The 17775-nt window shown below is 57.2% G+C and carries 19 protein-coding genes and 1 tRNA gene; 12 read left to right on the forward strand and 8 right to left on the reverse strand.

The genetic code is table 11. From position 1 onward, the window contains the following. Positions 1-191 precede the first annotated feature (191 nt). The 4 genes from VNZ60_RS17120 to VNZ60_RS17135 form a co-directional block, all read right to left on the reverse strand. A complete protein-coding gene (locus VNZ60_RS17120) occupies positions 192-911 on the reverse strand; it encodes a Crp/Fnr family transcriptional regulator (protein ID WP_325661200.1) in 720 nt (239 codons plus the stop codon). A 191-nt stretch (positions 912-1102) separates the two neighbouring features. Further along, positions 1103-1576: a VOC family protein gene (locus tag VNZ60_RS17125; RefSeq protein ID WP_325661201.1), complete on the reverse strand. Its 474-nt coding sequence runs from the start codon at positions 1574-1576 to the stop codon at positions 1103-1105. 77 nt (positions 1577-1653) lie between these two features. Continuing rightward, on the reverse strand, positions 1654-2016 hold the full coding sequence (locus VNZ60_RS17130) for a YciI family protein (protein ID WP_325661202.1): 363 nt from the start codon (positions 2014-2016) through the stop codon (positions 1654-1656). Positions 2017-2195: 179 nt separating this feature from the next. Continuing rightward, positions 2196-3431 (reverse strand): RNA polymerase sigma factor, encoded by a 1236-nt coding sequence (locus VNZ60_RS17135; RefSeq protein ID WP_325661203.1) that lies wholly within the window; start codon positions 3429-3431, stop codon positions 2196-2198. A gap of 217 nt (positions 3432-3648) precedes the next feature. On the opposite strand from VNZ60_RS17135, the gene VNZ60_RS17140 reads away from it, so the two are divergent. Together VNZ60_RS17140 and VNZ60_RS17145 are read left to right on the forward strand one after the other, a co-directional pair. Further along, complete coding sequence (locus tag VNZ60_RS17140) at positions 3649-4218, forward strand: helix-turn-helix domain-containing protein (RefSeq protein WP_325661204.1); 570 nt, start codon at positions 3649-3651, stop codon at positions 4216-4218. Positions 4219-4241: 23 nt separating this feature from the next. Further along, entirely contained in the window at positions 4242-4787 is a 546-nt protein-coding gene (locus VNZ60_RS17145) for a GNAT family N-acetyltransferase (protein ID WP_325661206.1), read from the forward strand. 105 nt (positions 4788-4892) lie between these two features. Here VNZ60_RS17145 and VNZ60_RS17150 read toward each other — a convergent pair whose 3' ends face one another. Further along, a complete protein-coding gene (locus VNZ60_RS17150) occupies positions 4893-5219 on the reverse strand; it encodes a hypothetical protein (RefSeq protein ID WP_325661208.1) in 327 nt (108 codons plus the stop codon). A 285-nt stretch (positions 5220-5504) separates the two neighbouring features. Between VNZ60_RS17150 and VNZ60_RS17155 the strand changes: the two genes are divergently transcribed. Together VNZ60_RS17155 and VNZ60_RS17160 are read left to right on the forward strand one after the other, a co-directional pair. Further along, a complete protein-coding gene (locus tag VNZ60_RS17155; RefSeq protein ID WP_325661210.1) occupies positions 5505-5897 on the forward strand; it encodes a BON domain-containing protein in 393 nt (130 codons plus the stop codon). A 69-nt stretch (positions 5898-5966) separates the two neighbouring features. After that, positions 5967-6203, forward strand: coding sequence for a hypothetical protein (locus VNZ60_RS17160; RefSeq protein ID WP_325661211.1), 237 nt, complete (start codon positions 5967-5969; stop codon positions 6201-6203). A gap of 193 nt (positions 6204-6396) precedes the next feature. Here the strand turns inward: VNZ60_RS17160 and VNZ60_RS17165 are convergent, their stop codons facing one another. Further along, positions 6397-6681, reverse strand: a complete 285-nt coding sequence (locus VNZ60_RS17165) for a hypothetical protein (RefSeq protein WP_325661213.1) — start codon at positions 6679-6681, stop codon at positions 6397-6399. A gap of 349 nt (positions 6682-7030) precedes the next feature. On the opposite strand from VNZ60_RS17165, the gene VNZ60_RS17170 reads away from it, so the two are divergent. From VNZ60_RS17170 to VNZ60_RS17190, 5 genes are all read left to right on the forward strand, one after another. After that, on the forward strand, positions 7031-7270 hold the full coding sequence (locus tag VNZ60_RS17170) for a hypothetical protein (protein WP_325661215.1): 240 nt from the start codon (positions 7031-7033) through the stop codon (positions 7268-7270). 187 nt (positions 7271-7457) lie between these two features. Next, positions 7458-7533: transfer RNA gene (locus VNZ60_RS17175), tRNA-Lys, on the forward strand. A gap of 13 nt (positions 7534-7546) precedes the next feature. Beyond that, complete coding sequence (locus VNZ60_RS17180; RefSeq protein ID WP_325661217.1) at positions 7547-7780, forward strand: hypothetical protein; 234 nt, start codon at positions 7547-7549, stop codon at positions 7778-7780. Between the two features lie 68 nt (positions 7781-7848). Continuing rightward, positions 7849-8172, forward strand: a complete 324-nt coding sequence (locus tag VNZ60_RS17185) for a helix-turn-helix domain-containing protein (RefSeq protein ID WP_325661219.1) — start codon at positions 7849-7851, stop codon at positions 8170-8172. Next, the gene (locus VNZ60_RS17190; RefSeq protein ID WP_325661221.1) at positions 8169-9368 is read left to right on the forward strand and encodes a type II toxin-antitoxin system HipA family toxin; all 1200 of its coding nucleotides are present in this window, start codon (positions 8169-8171) and stop codon (positions 9366-9368) included. The genes VNZ60_RS17185 and VNZ60_RS17190 overlap by 4 nt, the downstream gene beginning before the upstream one ends. Positions 9369-9416: 48 nt before the next feature. Here the strand turns inward: VNZ60_RS17190 and VNZ60_RS17195 are convergent, their stop codons facing one another. Continuing rightward, on the reverse strand, positions 9417-10040 hold the full coding sequence (locus tag VNZ60_RS17195; RefSeq protein ID WP_325661223.1) for a TetR/AcrR family transcriptional regulator: 624 nt from the start codon (positions 10038-10040) through the stop codon (positions 9417-9419). Between the two features lie 430 nt (positions 10041-10470). Here VNZ60_RS17195 and VNZ60_RS17200 point away from each other — a divergent pair, with 430 nt between their 5' ends. The 3 genes from VNZ60_RS17200 to VNZ60_RS17210 all read left to right on the forward strand — a co-directional run bounded on the left by VNZ60_RS17200 (position 10471) and on the right by VNZ60_RS17210 (position 16404). Beyond that, positions 10471-11682 (forward strand): efflux RND transporter periplasmic adaptor subunit, encoded by a 1212-nt coding sequence (locus VNZ60_RS17200; RefSeq protein ID WP_325661225.1) that lies wholly within the window; start codon positions 10471-10473, stop codon positions 11680-11682. A 61-nt stretch (positions 11683-11743) separates the two neighbouring features. Further along, positions 11744-14962 (forward strand): efflux RND transporter permease subunit, encoded by a 3219-nt coding sequence (locus tag VNZ60_RS17205; RefSeq protein WP_325661227.1) that lies wholly within the window; start codon positions 11744-11746, stop codon positions 14960-14962. 2 nt (positions 14963-14964) lie between these two features. Next, the gene (locus VNZ60_RS17210) at positions 14965-16404 is read left to right on the forward strand and encodes an efflux transporter outer membrane subunit (RefSeq protein ID WP_325661229.1); all 1440 of its coding nucleotides are present in this window, start codon (positions 14965-14967) and stop codon (positions 16402-16404) included. Between the two features lie 116 nt (positions 16405-16520). Here VNZ60_RS17210 and lysA read toward each other — a convergent pair whose 3' ends face one another. After that, positions 16521-17771, reverse strand: coding sequence for a diaminopimelate decarboxylase (lysA, locus tag VNZ60_RS17215; RefSeq protein WP_325661231.1), 1251 nt, complete (start codon positions 17769-17771; stop codon positions 16521-16523). Between the last annotated feature and the right edge of the window lie 4 nt (positions 17772-17775).

The following is a 17775-nucleotide window of genomic DNA, read 5'->3' on the forward strand; positions in this document are numbered from 1 at the left end:
TAGTTCTCCGGTATATTGCCGCCCGGCTTAACTGGTTTGCCGGAGCGGGACCGAAATGAAGATCGCCTTATTGACGAATACAATGTCGGGTATTACCAGCAGTTTGCAACAGGCATTTACGCCTGACCGTCTGCTAGCACACATAAGGAAGATTTGATGGAAGCGCCGGCAAGACAGCGCAGGCGGCTAAATCAGCTTGCCAATTTATCCGGGAGCAACCGATCGCATTCCTTCTTGACCACTGCATAACATTCGCAAGTGCGTTTCTCTAACCCCTCTCGGTCTAGCACTGTGATGTGTCCGCGCACATAGCGAATCAGTCCTGCCGTCTGCAAACTTCCCGCTGCCTCGGTCACACCTTCGCGACGTACGCCGAGCATGTTGGCGATCAGTTCCTGGGTCATCACCAGATCGTTGCCCTGCAGCCGATCCAGGCTCAGCAGCAACCAGCGGCATAGTTGCTGGTCCAGCGTATGGTGCCGGTTGCAAACTGCCGTCTGCGACATCTGCGTGATCAAAGCCTGGGTATAGCGCAACAACAGGTGCAGCACCGGCCCGGCGCGATTGAACTCTTCTTTCATAACCCGCGCTCGCAGCCGAAAACCCTGGCCGGCACTTTGCACCACCGCACGGCTAGGCGTGGTTTCACCGCCCATGAACAAGGAAACGCCGACCAGGCCTTCGTTGCCCACCACCGCGATCTCGGCCGAAGCGCCGTTTTCCAGCAGATACAGCAGTGAAACGATGGAGGTGGTCGGGAAATAGACATAATTCAGCGTACTGCCCGATTCGTACAGTACTTGGCCGAGCGGCATCTCGATCGCTTCCAGTTGCGGCAACCAGCGCTGCCACTCAGCTTCAGGAAGCGCCGCCAGCAAATGGTTTTTTCTAGGGTCAGGTAGCTTGTCCATGAAGAAACTCCAAGCTGGTTTGACTTCTGGAAATCCCTCCGGCGATGCTCAATCCGGGTCTTAATAATATACGCCGGATGTGTTTTTATGTGCGCTACTGTACAAAGAAAGACGACTAAGAACAAAAAGGGTTAGCGCCGCCCTGTATTTTTATGCAAAAGACAACAAGCTGTAAGCGGCGGCTCGTATCGTTACTGCTGTTCGTAAGCTTGTTTTAAAAGTGCGCTGTCGATCTTGCTCATCTTCATCATTGCCTGCATGACTCTTTGCGCTTTGGCGGCATCCTTGTCTTGCAGCAGCTCGCCCAGAATGGTCGGGATGATTTGCCAGCACAGGCCAAACTTGTCTTTGATCCAGCCGCAGCCCTGCGGCTCGCCGCCTTCGGAGAACTTGCCCCAGAGCTCATCGACTTCTTCTTGCGTCTCGCAATTCACGAAGAAAGAAATGGCTGGCGTGAAGCTGAATTGCGGGCCGCCGTTCAAGGCGATGAAATCCTGTCCATGCAGCTGGAATGTCGCCGACATCACGCTGCCTTTGGGGCCGGGGCCGGCATCGCCGTAACGCATGACGTTGCCGACTTTCGCATCTTTGAAAATCGAGGTATAAAAATTCATTGCCTCCTCGGCTTTACCGTCGAACCATAGGAATGGAGAAATTTTCTGCATTTTGTTTACTCCTCAATAACGGAAATACATCAGGCGCTCGCCACTTGTGGTTCCATGCACATGACCCCCATACGGCTTTAAACGGCTTCGTCGGCGGCCGCCATGTTGCCTATGTCGAGCTCCCGCACCGGCCTTACTTCGATGCTGCCAAAACGGGCTGGCGGGATTTTCGAGGCCCAGTGGATCGCCTCGTTGAGATCCTTGGCTTCGATCATGTAGAAACCTGCCAGTTGCTCCTTGGTTTCGGCAAACGGGCCGTCGGTCAAGGTCAACTGGCCGTTACGCACGCGCACGGTGGTCGCGGTGGCTATCGGTTGCAGCGCTTGCCCGGCGACGTAGTGGCCGCTCTCGCGCAGCTCCTGCCCATAGGCAAAACAAACGCTGTCCGGACAGGCGTGCAGCTTGTCCTGAGCGAGATAGACGAGGCATAGATAATTCATGTTGGTCTCCAATAGATGACGAGGATTGGTGGGCGGCAGCCGGCGGTGCAATGCCTGTCTGGCGTCGGCTTATATACACTTACTTGCACTTACACTGGGTAGTCGAATCACACACGGCGCAATCGACAGTTATTCGAATATTTTTACTTTTCCGGCGCAGGCCAGCATCGTATACATTCTCAATCCGGCAACGCCGCCAGGCGCCGATGCAGAAAGCGCCGCTCCGGTTCTTGCTGGGTCAAGGCCAGCGCCCGGCCGTAAGCGGCCCGCGCTTCCGCCACATGGCCCAGGCGTCGGTGCAAATCGGCTTGCGCTGCGTGCGCCAGATGATAATTTTGCAACTGGCCGCCGGCAATCAGGCTATCCACCAAGGCTAGGCCGCTATCCGGCCCCTGATGCATGGCGATGGCCACCGCCCGGTTCAGCTCGACCACCGGGGTCGGCTCCAGCCGCAGCAAGGCGTCATACAGGCCGACGATTTGTTCCCAGTCGGTGGCCTCGGCATGGCGCGCTTCCGCATGCACCGCTGAAATCGCGGCCTGCAACGCATACGCTCCAAAGTGCCCCGCTGACATGGCGCGCGCCACCAGCGCCGAACCTTCGGCGATGTGCTCGGCGTTCCACAAACTCCGGTCCTGTTCATCCAGCGGCACCAGGTCGCCGCCCACAGTACTGCGCGCAGTGCGACGCGATTCATGCAACAGCATCAAGGCCAGCAAACTCATGACCTCAGGCGCGGGCAGCAATTCCAGCAGGAGGCGCGCCAGCCGGATCGCTTCTTGCGATAAATCATGGCGTGTCAGCGTCGCCCCCGAGGATGCCGAATAGCCTTCGTTAAACACCAGGTAGATGACACGCAAGACAGTCCCGAGTCGCGCCGGCAATTCGTCGCGACCGGGAACCTGATAGGGGATGCGGGCGTCGCGGATCTTGCCTTTGGCGCGCACGATGCGCTGCGCCAGCGTAGGCGCGGGAGTCAGGAAAGCGTGCGCGATCTGCTCCGTGGTCAGGCCGCAAACCTCACGCAAGGTGAGCGCAATCTGCGCATCCGCTGCCAGCGAGGGATGGCAACAGGTGAAGATCAGCCGCAAGCGATCATCCTCGACGTGCTCGCGCTCGTCCGGCGCCGGCGTCTCGTCGGCCATCGCCTCGATCGTCTCGGCCACCTCGTCATAGGCGGTAAACCTGGCTTGACGCCGTATGCCGTCGATCGCTTTGAAGCGCCCTGCCGATACCAGCCACGGTACCGGCTTATCGGGAACGCCGTCGCGCGGCCATTGCTCCATCGCCGCCTTGAACGCCTCTTGCAAGGCTTCTTCAGCCATGTCGAAATCGCCCAGCAGGCGAATCAGGGTGGCGAATACGCGTCGCGATTCGCTGCGGTAAATACTATCAATCGTGTCACTTATTGGCATCGTGTCTGGCAATGTATCTGGTGATAGTTTTTTTCGCGGTGCAACACCCGGTGTTGCGCTTACGGCCTGACAGGATCGTACACCACACTCGCGTAGCCAGCCAAACTCCTCCGCTGCCACAGCAAGCATTGAAGTTTTAGATTTTTAAGCTTGACTTCAGTATCCAACATAATAGAAAATTCATCCATTATTTTGGATATTGAGGACGCATTCCCTTATGGACATCAATGCCCGCATTGCCGCCCGCGTGAGTTTCTTGCGCCAGGAACGCGGCCTGTCGCTGGATGCGCTGGCCACCAAATGCAGTGTCAGCCGCTCGATGATTTCCTTGATCGAGAGAGGTCAAAGCAACGCCACCGCAGTCGTCCTGGAAAAGCTGGCGACCGGACTTGGCGTTTTGCTGGCGGCCTTGTTCGAAGATCCGCAGCCGCAAACCGCACCGCTCATGCGCCACGCCGACCAACCGGAATGGCGCGATCCGCAATCGGGATACCTGCGCCGCAATATCTCGCCGCCAAACCCGCAATCGCCGCTGCGGATTGTCGAAGTGCAGTTTCCGGCCGGCGCCAAAGTGACTTACGAGACCGCCGCCCGCGAAGCTCTTGTGCAGCAGCAGGTATGGATCCTGGAAGGCCGGATGGATGTCAGCGTCGGCAATGCACACTATGCGATCGCAGCGGGCGACTGCCTGGCGTTCCAGTTAAACCTCCCCGTCACCTTTCACAACCCCCATCGCAAACCTGCGCGCTACGCCGTGATTACCTGCACGGACAAGCCGCACGGATAGCCTGCGTCAATAAGGAGTAAGCCATGCAAGACAACCTGCAAATCCGTCGCTTAACCTCGCTTGAAGATCCGGCCTCGATCGCCGCCTTGAGCGAAATCCTGATCGATTGCGTCGACGGCGGCGCTTCGGTCAGTTTCATGCATCCTCTGTCGCGCTCGCGGGCAGACGGTTTCTGGCGCGGCGTCGCGGCCGGTGTCGCCGCCGGCGAACGCCTGTTGCTGGTGGCCCAAGACCAGCATGGCGAGATTCTAGGCACGGTACAAGTGGTGCTGAGCCAGCCGGAGAATCAGCCGCATCGCGCGGACGTAGCAAAACTGCTGGTCCATCGCAAGGCGCGGCGCGCTGGTTTGGGAGCGGCGCTGGTGACGGCAGCGGAGGATTTCGCCGCGCGCGCCGGCAAAAGTTTGCTGGTATTGGATACAGTCAGCGGCAGCCCGGCGGAACAGTTGTACAAACAGTTGGGGTGGCAAGTATCCGGAGTTATTCCCGACTATGCGCTGTGGCCGAATGGCGGCTTGTGCGCAACTACTATCTTCTACAAGCGTGTAGGAAACAGCAGATTGGGATGAGCGACTATGCATGCAGGCCGGTAGAAATGCATGCGTCGAGTGGCTTATATGCACAAAGCGTTTGCCAGTCCTTCCGTTCTGGATTGTGCTTTTTCAAATTGCTGCTTACTCATAATTCACCTTTCCGGTGCGTACCGCTCTTCTCATATCAGCTGACTCTTCCTGCAATATCTGATGCAGTACAACAGGACGCTGGGCTGACGGCTGCTGCGGCGGCCGCTGCCTGTCGGCGACACTTTCCACACCGTCGGTAGTAATGGCTTCGAGGAAAGCCAGGACGTTGCGGTGGTAATCGACCCGCATTTCCGCTTCCAATAATTGTCTTTCGGACTGGAACAATGACAGACGCGTATCGCGTAATTCATTTCCTGCCAGTTTTTCTGGCGTCACAGCGTATTTTCTAGCCCATCCGCTAATCCATTCCATTCCCATGGCACACCCCTTTGTCAGAAGACGAGTTGATCGAGTTGATATTAGATTGAGTGAGCGTGGAATAGCGAATGCAACGAGGAAGGATTCCGCGTTGCTCACCCAATGAAAGATCTTATAAAACTTATTTCCTGACAGATCCGTTCGCTATCCCACGTTGCATAAAATTTTCCAATCGCGGGAAAATAAGAGGGTCAGGGATATGTTCGAATCACGTGCGCAGGACGATCTATCTACCCCTAGGTACGCTAACGAACAGAGAGAAGTCGCGTAAAGGATCAGAGTTCAGTGCATATATTGAAATTCTCTTACTTCGCACTGAAAAAAATCATGGTTACGCCTGCAAACCGCTTTGCATCCCTGCTCGCAATTGCTGCTCTTACTCTGCCAGTGATTTTATCCGGCTGCAATAGTGCGCAGGGCATGCCTGTCATCGCCCCACCCGCTACGGTTGACGCCACAGCCGACGATGCAATGCTCACAGCCAAAATTAAAATCGCCTTGATGGCGGGTGGCGCCAGCAGTGATCTCGATATAAGAATCCGGACGCAAAAAGATGAAGTCATGTTGAGCGGTTTCGCTGACAGTCAGGCTCAAATCGATCGCAGCATAAAAATGGTGAAACGTGTTGAAGGAGTCCGGCGGGTAATCAATCGCATGAGCATCAGGAGATTCACCTGAACGCTAATTGCGATTTGACTGAACTTGGTGAATTGCGTGAATTGCGTGAGTGACGACAAGGGACAAAAAATGAATACCAAACCAGACTTGCCTGCCGACGCCGCGCCGCGCAGTCATAATCGCGAAGCCGCCATCTCTACCGATCTGATCGAATTCAGGATGGCTTGGTGGTTCAAGCTGTACGTCTTTGGCGTTTCAACCATGTGCCTGCTGACCGGTTGCGAGCCGCAACAGGAAAAATCAAAGTATTGGTGTCAAAAGGCGATCAGGGTCAGTTGCAACGGCAAACGCATCAAGATCTCCTGATTCGAACCACCGCACCCGCCCTACCTGTCACACCTGTCGCCTCCACAGCATGATTTCACCATGCAAACTACCGACGAATAGCCGCTTCCTGTTGCATGGATTCACGCATGTTTGGCGAACCCTTGCGTATGTACATATCAGCAAGGGTTCGCTTGAAACTCTCGTCTGGAGCTCTTTTAACGCGCCGGCACAATCACAACAGTTCCAGGATCTGAGCTTCCTCTGGCGCCCGTATTTCCTCTAGCGCCTGTGCTGCCGGTTGCGCCGGTATAGCCAGTTGCCCCGGTATCCCCGGTTGCACCCGTACCTCCGGTTGCACCTGTACCTCCGGTCGCGCCAGTATCGCCAGTTGCGCCGGTGCCGCCAGTTGCCCCAGCGCGGCCGGTCGCGCCGGTATATCCGGTGCTACCGGTTGCCCCGGTGTATCCGGTCGCGCCTTGCGGTCCGGCCGGGCCAGTAGGCAAGGTAAAACATCCACCCAGCGTGAGCGTCGCCAACAATGTGAATAACTGTATTGAATACCTCATGATGATTTCCTTTGATTAGCTAACCAGAACTACGCACATGATTGTGCGCAGTCATCCAGATTTGATCAGTCTCTGGCGGCAATGATGAGCGTCGGCAGATCAGGCCAGCGCTACTACACGATCGCATCCAATCGATGCGCTACGATTGCAGATCAGAATATTCAGGAAACATCGCAGGGTCTGTGCGCTGACGTACAAAGACTATTTTCGGTCGACGCACTGAATCAAGAAAAATAGCAGGGCATGCTGCTATCCGCTGTCTATACTGTTAAGGCGGGGATGACACTGATGGAGGCGCCGATGAAATCTGAAACTATTGGCAAATATGAAATCGAGTATTCCGGATTTAAATTACCTGATCGCGAGGACTGGGTCGCGATACTCGCCATTTATGCACGCTGCAATCCGATCCATAGAAATGGCATTTTTCCACCGCAGCGGGTTGCGCTTGACTGCGTATTTCCGAATGAACAAATAGCACAGGAAGAGGCGCGTGAAATTGCCCTTTCGATGATTGAGATGGGCTGTAAAAATCCTTAGTACTGAATAAAAGCTTGTGGCGCAAATTGTGCTGCCGACAGGCGCAAAACAAGATGGACGATGAGGAATTGCTACTGACGCCAGAACGCCGGGAAGACTGAATACAACGATCTGTATTCCATCCGATAGAAATTCCTATTAAGAACTAGTAAAAATAATAAACAGCAGCTATAATTCGTCCCCTGTTGGGGCGTTAGCTCAGCTGGTAGAGCAGCGGACTCTTAATCCGTAGGTCGTGTGTTCGAATCACACACGCCCCACCAACAGAACACAATAATGAAGCGCTCTTTAGAAATAAAGGGCGCTTTTTTATTGCTCGAGATTCCGGAGGGTGCGCATATTTCTAGCCACCTCATCTCTCCCCCGCTGCACGCCACCAAACATTCGACCGCCAAAATACATCGGGCCGCATTTGTACTCATCGGCCATGCCAGGCAGGCGCCGTTCACGGATTCCACCAGCTTCCAGGGCGATTTCTCGCAGAATACCAGACAAACAATATTTCAATAAAGAAACAAAAATCGCTCAAAACAGAACATATATTTGCATAAATTTCGAATATTTGTAATTATATGTTCATGTCAAAAAACTCCAACGTCAAAGTCATGTTGCCGGCGGCTGTCGAACGCAATCTGCGTGCTTTCGGCGAGCATATCCATATCGCGCGCAAACGCCGCAAGGAATCGCTGGCGACGTTTGCCGGCCGGATCCAGGTATCGATTCCGACGCTGCGACGGGTCGAGGCAGGCGATCCGTCGGTCTCGATGGGGGCTTATGCGACTGCACTGTGGGCGCTCGGCGGCATCCATTTCCTGGGTGAACTGGCCAACCCTGAAGCGGATGAGATGGCACTGTTGCAGGAGCTGCGAACCATTAAAAAGGGTAAAAGGATTTCTTCATGAACGACATCCTGTACGTGTGGATATATCCTGAAGGCGCACAACAGCCGGCACTTTGCGGAAAGCTGGAGTTGTTGCGCGGCCGGCGCTGCCTTTTTTCGTATGAAGAAGCCTGGCTGCAGCATCCGCAGTCCTTCGCGCTGTCTCCGGATATGGCGCTGCGATCAGGTGTCATGGAGCCGCCAGCGGGCCAAGAGATCCACCCTATTTTTGAAGACGCTGGCCCGGATCGCTGGGGTCAAGCGGTGATCAACAAGATATTCAATCCGCGTCGCCGCTCCCATCTGGAGTATCTGGAATTGGCCGGCGAAGACCGTATCGGTGCGCTAGGCTTCTCACGCTCGCGCGACGCCTACCTGGTAGCCGAAGAGCAGGCGTTTCATACAGCTGATCTGCCGGGCTTGATACGCGCCGCCCAGGCGCTTGAAAATCAGATGCCGATCGACGATGCGATGCGACGCTTGCTGCGGCCAGGCGCGAGCGCTGGCGGTGCGCGCCCGAAAGCCATCATCACGCACAACAATGAAGACTGGCTAGCCAAATTCCCCGCGGATGGCGATCCAGCCGACGTTTGCGCCCTTGAGCACGCCAGTTTGCGCTTGGCCGCGCGCTGTGGAATTCGGGTGCCCGAATCGTCGTTGCAGCAAATTAGCGGGCGCAACGTGTTGCTGGTAAAGCGCTTCGACCGCGAAGGTGCTAGCCGGCTGCACTTTGCCAGCGCCCGCACCATGCTGATCGCCGAAGGCGTCGACCTAAGCGATATGGGATACGCAGATATCGCCGACCTGGCTCGTCGTTTATCGAAATCGCCGCAGGAAGATTGTCTTGAATTGTTCCGGCGCATGGCGCTCAACGTCTGCCTGGAAAATACCGACGATCATGAAAAAAACCATGCTTTCCTGTTCAAAGGGAGCCAGTGGCGATTAGCGCCAGCCTACGATATCCAGCCACAGCTTCAGGGGCTTGGGTATCAGCAACTACGCATCGGCGACGCCGGTCATGAACCGACTTTATCCAACGTTCTTTCCAGCAGCAGCAGATTCTTGCTGAAGAAGGATGCGGCACGGGATCAGATTGCCGAGATCCTGGCGCAGCTTCGTGATTGGCGCGAACACTTTGCGCAAGACGGCGTTTCAGATCAAGACATTCAGATGTGCAGCCAGTATGTGATGACGCCATCGATCCTGGCCGGAGTTTGAGGCGGCCGCTCTATCGCTCTACCGCTCCACGACCGCGCAACCCTGGTTTCAAACTGGATCAGGCCACGCACGCATCGCTTGCGCACCTATCGCCAGCAATTTCTCGCGGCCGGCCTTGTCACGCGCCTGGGTCGACATGCCGTGAATCACCGTCACGAAAAAACTAGCCAGTGCGGCAGTGTCGGTATCGGCCGCCATCTCGCCTTCGCGGACGCCACGGTCGAGGCGATCCTTGATACCAGCCTCCATCTGTCCGCGGTAATCCGCCAGTACTTCCTGTACATGGGCGGAGGCAGCAGTGCAATTGGTGGCCGAGGTGACGACCATGCAGCCGGGCGGCTGGTTCGGATCGGATTGCGAGATCGCGATGACCTCAAGATAACTTCTGATACTTTCCTTTGCGGTCAGCGGTTCCGCCACGATCGATTCAAAAAAACATGGTTTTTTTGCCAGGTAATATTCCACCGCTTCCAGGAACAAGCGTTCCTTATCGCCGAACGCCGTGTACAGGCTCGGTGGCGTGATTCCCATGGCGCCGGTGAGGTCATTGAGCGAAGTCGCCTCGTACCCGTAGCGCCAAAAAACCAGCATTGCGCGCTCCAGCGCGAGTTCCCTATCGAACGATAAAGGACGGCCGGCCTTCTTGCGCGGCTTGTCTTGTGTCATTTCCATAGTGATCGATATTAAACCACTTGACAGCTCAAAACAAGCCCGCTAGAGTCACACTCTAATTCATAGCGATCGCTAGCAAATACAAATTCAGAAAGTACGCATGTGGCCGAATGGAAACATTAGTGTCGCACAGAATTAAATTTGGCGTTTTCCGGGCACATTTCCGAGCTCGGCTTTTTGCTCTTAGATAAGAGAAAAATCAGCACATTTGGAGGATCAGACAAGAAGCGTCCAGTAAGCGGCTATCGGCTGACAGGCAGTCAGCCATATATTGCTAATCACGATTTAAGGCAATGCTAGCTAATCAAAAACGCCAATGTCGGTCGCCAGACCTGACTGCCACTTTATCTAGATGATTCTTCGCTAAGCGATTGTTTCTGAATACGCAGTTCTCCATTCCCGTTTTCACACATATATCCAGGGGTCTCACATGCAAACTTCGACACCATTATTTTCTCGCAAAGCCGTAGCGATTGCGGTCGGCATTCTTGTTCTGGCCGCCGCCGGCGCCTTCACCCTGACCAGCCGCCAGGCCAAAGCTGTCAGTGCACCACCTCCTGCGGCATCGGTCTCGGTCGCCGCCGCCCTGGAAAAATCAGTGACTGAGTGGGACGATTTTTCGGGACGGGTGGAAGCCATCGAACGGGTTGAAATCCGGCCACGGGTATCCGGCACCATCGACTCAATTCACTTCCAGGAAGGTCAACTGGTGAAAAAAGGCGATCTGCTGTTCACCATCGATCCTCGCCCCTATCAAGCCGAACTGGCGCGCGCAACGGCCACCCAGGCTGGCGCCCAGGCCGGGCTGGCATTGGCAAAAACCGAACTGGCGCGCAGCAGCCGCCTGATCGAAGAACATGCAGTGGCCCAGCGTGAACTGGATCAACGCAACAATGCTTTGCTGGAAGCCGACGCCAGTCTCAAGGCGGCTGAAGCAGCCGTATTGAGCGCGCGCCTGAATCTGCAATATACGTCGATCACGGCGCCGGTCAGCGGCCGTGTCTCGCGTGCTGAAATCACGGTCGGCAATCTGGTCGGCGCCGGCGTTGCTTCGCCAGCCCTGACCACCGTGGTATCGGTGTCACCGGTGTATGTCAGCTTCGAAGTCGATGAGCAAACCTACATCCGCTACGCCGCCAATGGCGCGGTCGGCAACTCCGGCGTCAGCCACCTGCCGGTCTCTATCGGCCTGGCCAGCGAAGACGGTTATCCGCATCAAGGCCAGATCAAGGCTTTCGATAACCGGCTTGACACCGCCTCCGGCACCATGCGCGTGCGCGCCGTGTTCGACAATCCGAACGGCGCCCTCACTCCAGGCATGTACGCCCGGGTGCGCACCGGCGGCTCGGCGGCAGAGACCGCAGTGCTGATCGACGATAAGGCAGTCGGCAACGACCAGGACAAGAAATTCGTCATGGTGCTGGGCGCCGACAACAAGGTCGTGTATCGCCCCGTCAAGCTAGGCCCGATCGTCGACGGCTTGCGGGTGGTCCGTTCCGGCCTCAAGAAAGATGAACGGATCGTCGTCAACGGCTTGCAACGGATACGCCCGAATGATCTGGTCACACCGGTGACGGTAAGCATGGATGGAGAAGGTACGCCCTCCGCCAAGGCTGCCGTGACAGTGGCTAGCGCTAAATAACAAAGGCAACGACGATCGTCACAATCGCATCGATGCCAAACACTCAGCAGAGCACAACACCATGAATATTTCAAAATTCTTTATCGACCGCCCGATCTTTGCGGGCGTGCTATCTGCGATCATCCTGATCGGCGGCCTGATTTCCATGCTCAGCCTGCCGATCTCCGAATACCCGGAAGTGATTCCGCCATCGGTGATCGTCAAGGCGCAGTATCCGGGCGCCAATCCGCAAACCATCGCGGAAACCGTGGCGACGCCGATCGAGGAGCAAATCAACGGCGTCGAAAACATGCTGTACATGTCATCGCAAGCCACCTCGGACGGCTTGATGACGCTGACCATCACCTTCAAGCTGGGCACTTCGCCGGACCAGGCCCAGCAACTGGTGCAGAACCGCGTCAACCAGGCTTTGCCGAGATTGCCGGATGTGGTCCAGCGACTGGGCGTAACCACGGTTAAAAGTTCACCCAACCTGACCATGGTGGTGCACTTGCTGTCGCCCAATGACCGCTACGACATGGCTTACCTGCGCAACTACGCGGTGCTGAATGTCAAGGATCGCCTGGCGCGCCTGCCCGGCATCGGTTCGGTGCAACTGTTCGGTTCCGGCGATTATTCGATGCGCGTCTGGCTCGATCCGCGCAAGGTGGCGGAACGCGGTCTGGCTGCCACCGATGTGGTCAACGCCATCCGCCAGCAAAACGTCAATGTCGCCGCCGGCGTGATTGGCGCTTCGCCATCGGTGCCTGGAGTTAACTATCAGATCTCGGTGAATGCTCGCGGCCGCCTCGCCAACGAGGAAGAGTTCGGCAACATCGTGATCCGCACTTCGCCCGATGGCGTGGTCACCTATCTGAAAGATGTAGCGCGGATCGAACTCGGCGCCAGCGAATACGCGCTGCGCTCGCTGCTCGACAACAAACAAGCGGTGGCGATCCCGATCTTCCAGGCGCCCGGCTCCAACGCTCTGGAAATTTCCGACAACGTCCGTCGCACCATGGCAGAACTGAAGCAAGACATGCCGGAAGGCGTCGACTACAAGATCGTCTACGACCCGACCCAGTTCGTGCGCTCATCCATCGAAGCCGTGGTTCACACCTTGCTGGAAGCGATCCTGCTGGTGGTGATCGTGGTGATTATTTTCCTGCAAACCTGGCGCGCTTCGATCATCCCCTTGCTGGCGGTGCCGGTATCGGTGATCGGCACCTTTGCGGTGATGATGGGCCTGGGCTTTTCGATCAACGCCTTGAGCTTGTTCGGGCTGGTGCTGGCGATCGGGATCGTGGTCGATGACGCCATCGTGGTGGTGGAAAACGTCGAACGCAATATCGAAAACGGCCTGTCCGCCAAAGAGGCCACCTACAAAGCCATGCGCGAAGTGTCCGGGCCTATCGTGGCGATTGCCTTGACCTTGTGCGCCGTGTTTATTCCACTGGCTTTCGTCAGCGGCCTGACCGGCCAGTTCTTTAAACAATTCGCCCTGACGATTGCAATTTCGACCGTGATTTCCGCGTTCAACTCGCTGACCTTGTCGCCAGCGCTGGCAGCTTTGCTGCTGAAGGGCCACGGCGCCAAGAAAGATGCTTTTCAGCGCCTGATCGATCGCTTCTTCGGCGGCTTTTTTACCGTGTTCAACCGGGTCTTCCATCGCGCTTCCGACTCTTACAGCGGCGGCGTCGCCGGCATCCTCAAACGCAAGTCGGCAGCGCTGGCCGTGTATGCGGTATTGATGGGCGTCACCGTGCTGTTGTTTCACACCGTGCCGAACGGCTTTATCCCGGCCCAGGACAAGCAATACCTGGTGGGATTCGCGCAATTGCCTGACGCTTCGTCGCTGGACCGTACCGAAGACGTGATGCGCAAGATGTCCGAAATCGCGCTGAAACAACCCGGTGTGGAATCGGCGGTGGCCTTCCCTGGCTTGTCGATCAACGGCTTCGTCAACAGCCCCAACTCCGGCATCGTGTTCACCACGCTCAAGCCGTTTGACGAGCGCCGTGGCGCCGACCAGAGCGGTATCGCCATTGCACAGCAGCTGAACCAGAAATTCGCCGCGATCCAGGGCGCGTTCATCGCCGTGTTCCCGCCGCCGCCAGTGCAGGGATTAGGTACTATCGGCGGCTTCAAGCTGCAGATCGAAGATCGCGCAGCATTGGGTAACCAGGCCTTGAACGACGGCTTGCAGGCCTTCATGGCAAAAGCGCAAAAAGCGCCGGAACTGGCTGGCATGTTTTCCAGCTTCCAGATCAACGTGCCGCAGTTGTATGCCGATGTCGATCGCGTGCGCGCCCAGCAACTGGGAGTCTCGATCCCGGCGGTATTCGACACCTTGCAAATCTATCTCGGCTCGCTGTACGTGAACGATTTCAACAAGTTCGGCCGTACCTTCCAGGTGCGGGTCCAGGCCGATGCGCCGTTCCGTGCCCATGCCGAAGACATCGGCTTGCTGAAAGCGCGCAACGACCGTGGCGAAATGGTGCCGCTGTCGTCGCTGCTGAAGATGACGCAAAGCTACGGCCCGGATCAGGCGATACGTTATAACGCCTTCCCTTCTGCCGACGTCAACGGCGGCCCGGCGCCCGGCTACAGTACCGGCCAGGCGCAGGCTGCGGTAGAACGCATCGCGGCCGAGACGCTGCCGCGCGGCATCAGCTACGAATGGACCGAAATCACTTACCAGGACAAGATCGCCGGCGATACGCTGTTCATCATCCTGCCGCTGTCGATCTTGCTGGTGTTCTTCGTGCTGGCGGCGCAATACGAGAGCCTGACCTTGCCGCTGGCGGTGCTGCTGATCGTGCCGATGGGGATCCTGTCGGCGATCTTCGGCGTCTGGCTGACCCGTGGCGATAACAACATGTTCACCCAGATCAGCTTGATCGTACTGGTGGGGCTGGCGTGCAAGAACGCGATCCTGATTGTCGAATTTGCGCATGAACTGGAAGCGCAAGGGCGTTCCATCTACGCCGCTGCGATCGAAGCTGCGCATCTGCGTCTGCGGCCTATCCTGATGACCTCGATCGCCTTTATCGCCGGCGTCATCCCGCTGATCCTGTCGAGCGGCGCCGGCGCCGAAATGCGGCATGCAATGGGGGTCGCGGTGTTCTCCGGCATGATCGGCGTGACCGCTTTCGGGTTGTTCCTGACACCGATTTTTTATGTATTGCTGCGCACCTTGGCGTCGCGCTTTACCGGCAAAAAACCGCAAGCCGAACACCATACCGGCCCAACGCCGACAGCGCCAGCCATTGCAACTGCGGCGCACATAGAAGGAATCTGAATATGAAACTTTTCAATCTCAAACTCAGCACGCTGGTTGCCGCTCTGGTGCTGGCCGGCTGCTCCACCACCAAACCGCCGGAACAGGTCGCCGTCGACCTGCCCGGCCAGTATCGCGAAGCGGCGACGCTGGATGGCAAATGGAAACTGGCGCAACCTGCCGACGCCGCCGACCGCGGCGTCTGGTGGTCGGTGTTCGGCGACGCCGAACTCAGCAAGCTGATTACCGAGGCAACCCAATCCAGCCCGACTCTGGTGATGGCCATGGCGCGTGTCAAGGAAGCACGCGCTACGGCGGGATTGGCCGACGCCGATCGCGCATTTCAGCTCGGCGCTGGCTTCGGCCCTACCCGCCAGGGCGACGCCAGCGGCGCCTCAACCCAATGGCGTGCGCAACTGAGCGCTTCTTATGAAGTCGATCTGTTCGGCCGTCTGTCAGACAGCAGCCGCGCCGCCCGCCTCGATGCCGAAGGACAGGAAGCAGCGTATCGCTCGGTGCTGCTGGCGTTGCAGGCCGACGTCGCCCAGCAGTATTTCGCGATCCGCTCGCTCGATTCGGAACTCGACGTGCTGCAGCAAACCATCAAGCTGCGCCAGGAAAACCTGCGCCTGGTGCAGCATCGCTACGATGCCGGCGACACCAGCGAGCTGGATGTGGCGCAAGCCAATACCGAGCTGTCGGTGACCCAGGCCGAACAGGAGGGCGTCAGCCGCAACCGCGCCCAGCGCGACCATGCGCTGGCGATCCTGCTCGGCAAAGCGCCGGCGCAGTTCACGCTAGCGGCAGAACCGCTGCAACCGGTGACAGTCAGCGTCCCGCCCGGCTTGCCTTCCGATCTGCTGGAACGGCGGCCGGACATCGCCCAGGCCCAGCGCCAGCTGGCTGCCGCCAGCGCCCGTATTGGCGTCGCCAAGGCAGCGTTCTTTCCGAGCCTGGTGCTGACAGCCTCTGGCGGCTTCGCTTCGGACTCGTTGCACAATCTGTTCAAGTGGTCGAGCCGTAGCTGGCTACTGGGCCCGCTGGTCGGCACCGTGCTCAACCTGCCGTTGCTGGATGGTGGCCGCAACAAGGCCAATCTGGCGCGGGCTGACGCCAACTATGAATCGGTCGTAGCGAATTACCGGCAGCAGGTGCTGGTCGGCTTCCAGGACGTGGAAGACAATCTGAGCGCCCTGCGCACCCTGGATAATCAGATTCGTTTTCAGGAAGATGCCGTGAAGTCGGCGCAACTCGCCGCCCGCCTCGCGGATTCGCGCTATCGGAATGGCTCTACCAGCTATTTCGAAGTGATCGATGCGCAACGTTCGAGTCTCTCCGCGCAGCGTGCGAAAAGCCAGAGCGTTGGCCAGCGGGCAGTGGCGTCGGTGGGCTTGATACGGGCGCTGGGCGGCGGCTGGGAGCAGCCGGCTGCCAACAGCAGCGCATTGGCCCTGGCCAAATAGTTAAGTAAATACGCGGCTTAGAAAATGGCGGTGCCGCTCACGCTGCATCGCCACTTTCGAAAATATCACTTACGCGCTCAATGGCCGCAACTTGATCTGCCCGCTCAAGCTGCGGATTATCCGGCTCCCAGATTGGTCTCCAGTGCAATCAGCTCTGCAATCGATTGGCGTCGCCGGATCAACCGATGTGCGCCGCGTTCGATCAACACTTCGGGCAACAGCGGCCGGCTGTTGTAGTTCGATGACATCGATGCGCCGTATGCACCGGTGTCATGAAACAACAGATAGTCGCCTGGTCTAGCCCCCGCCATCATGCGCGGCTCAACAATCCCGCCCTCCTGCTGGGTAAACACATCACCGGCTTCACACAGTGGCCCAGCTACTACCGTAGGGCGAGCTTGCATTGCCTCAAGAGATATGGCGGCCTGATGGATCACCGATATATGATGGTAGCTGCCATACATGGACGGACGCACAAGATCATTGAAGCCCGCGTCAACCAGCACGAAATGATTGGCCCCGCTGTCTTTTACGGCACGCACCTCGGCCAGCAAGGCGCCGGCCTCAGCAACCAGAAAACGACCTGGTTCAATCTCAAGCCGAAGCGGATGGCCGAGATGCAGCTCCATCTCTTTGCGTGCCGCGTCCCATAAACCAAAATAATGATCGGTATCGACCTCCGCATCGTTCTCGTGATAGGGAATGCAAAGACCGCCGCCCGCAGAAATCGCTTCGATGTCGTGCCCTAGCTGCGCTACCAGTGCGGTCATAGTGGCGCATACCTGCTGTAGATGATCGTAATCGACTCCGGAACCGATATGCATGTGCAGGCCGACCAAGTGCAGGTTGTGTTTTTTAATCACCGCCAGCGCTTGCGGCAGATCGGTGTGCCAAATACCATGCTTGCTGTTTTCTCCGCCAGTATTGGTCTTGTTGCTGTGGCCGTGACCGAAACCCGGATTGACGCGGAGCCAGACGCGATGGCCGGGTTTGACTGCGCCAAGTTGTTCTAGCATATCGATGGAGCCGGCATTGACCTCAATCCCAAGTTCGGTGACCCGTGCCAGGGTATCGGCATCGATGACGTCTGCTGTAAAGATCAATCCCGCCGGTGAGCCTTGCGGACTGAACCCGGCAATTAATGCGCGCTCAATTTCGCCCAAGGAAACCGCATCTGCCGTCAGCCCGTGCTCGCGCATTATTTTTAGTATGTGAATATTCGAGCATGCTTTCTGAGCAAAGCGAATCACGTCGAAGGCTCGCAGTTTTTGTACCTGGTTCTCGATGGTTTGCGAGTCATAGATCCATAACGGAGTGCCATAACAGCGGGCGAGCTCGGGCATCAAATCGGAAGAAATTGTATTCATGGGT

Origin of the sequence: Collimonas sp. (assembly GCF_035566375.1) — a bacterium.
Taxonomy (GTDB): domain Bacteria; phylum Pseudomonadota; class Gammaproteobacteria; order Burkholderiales; family Burkholderiaceae_D; genus Collimonas.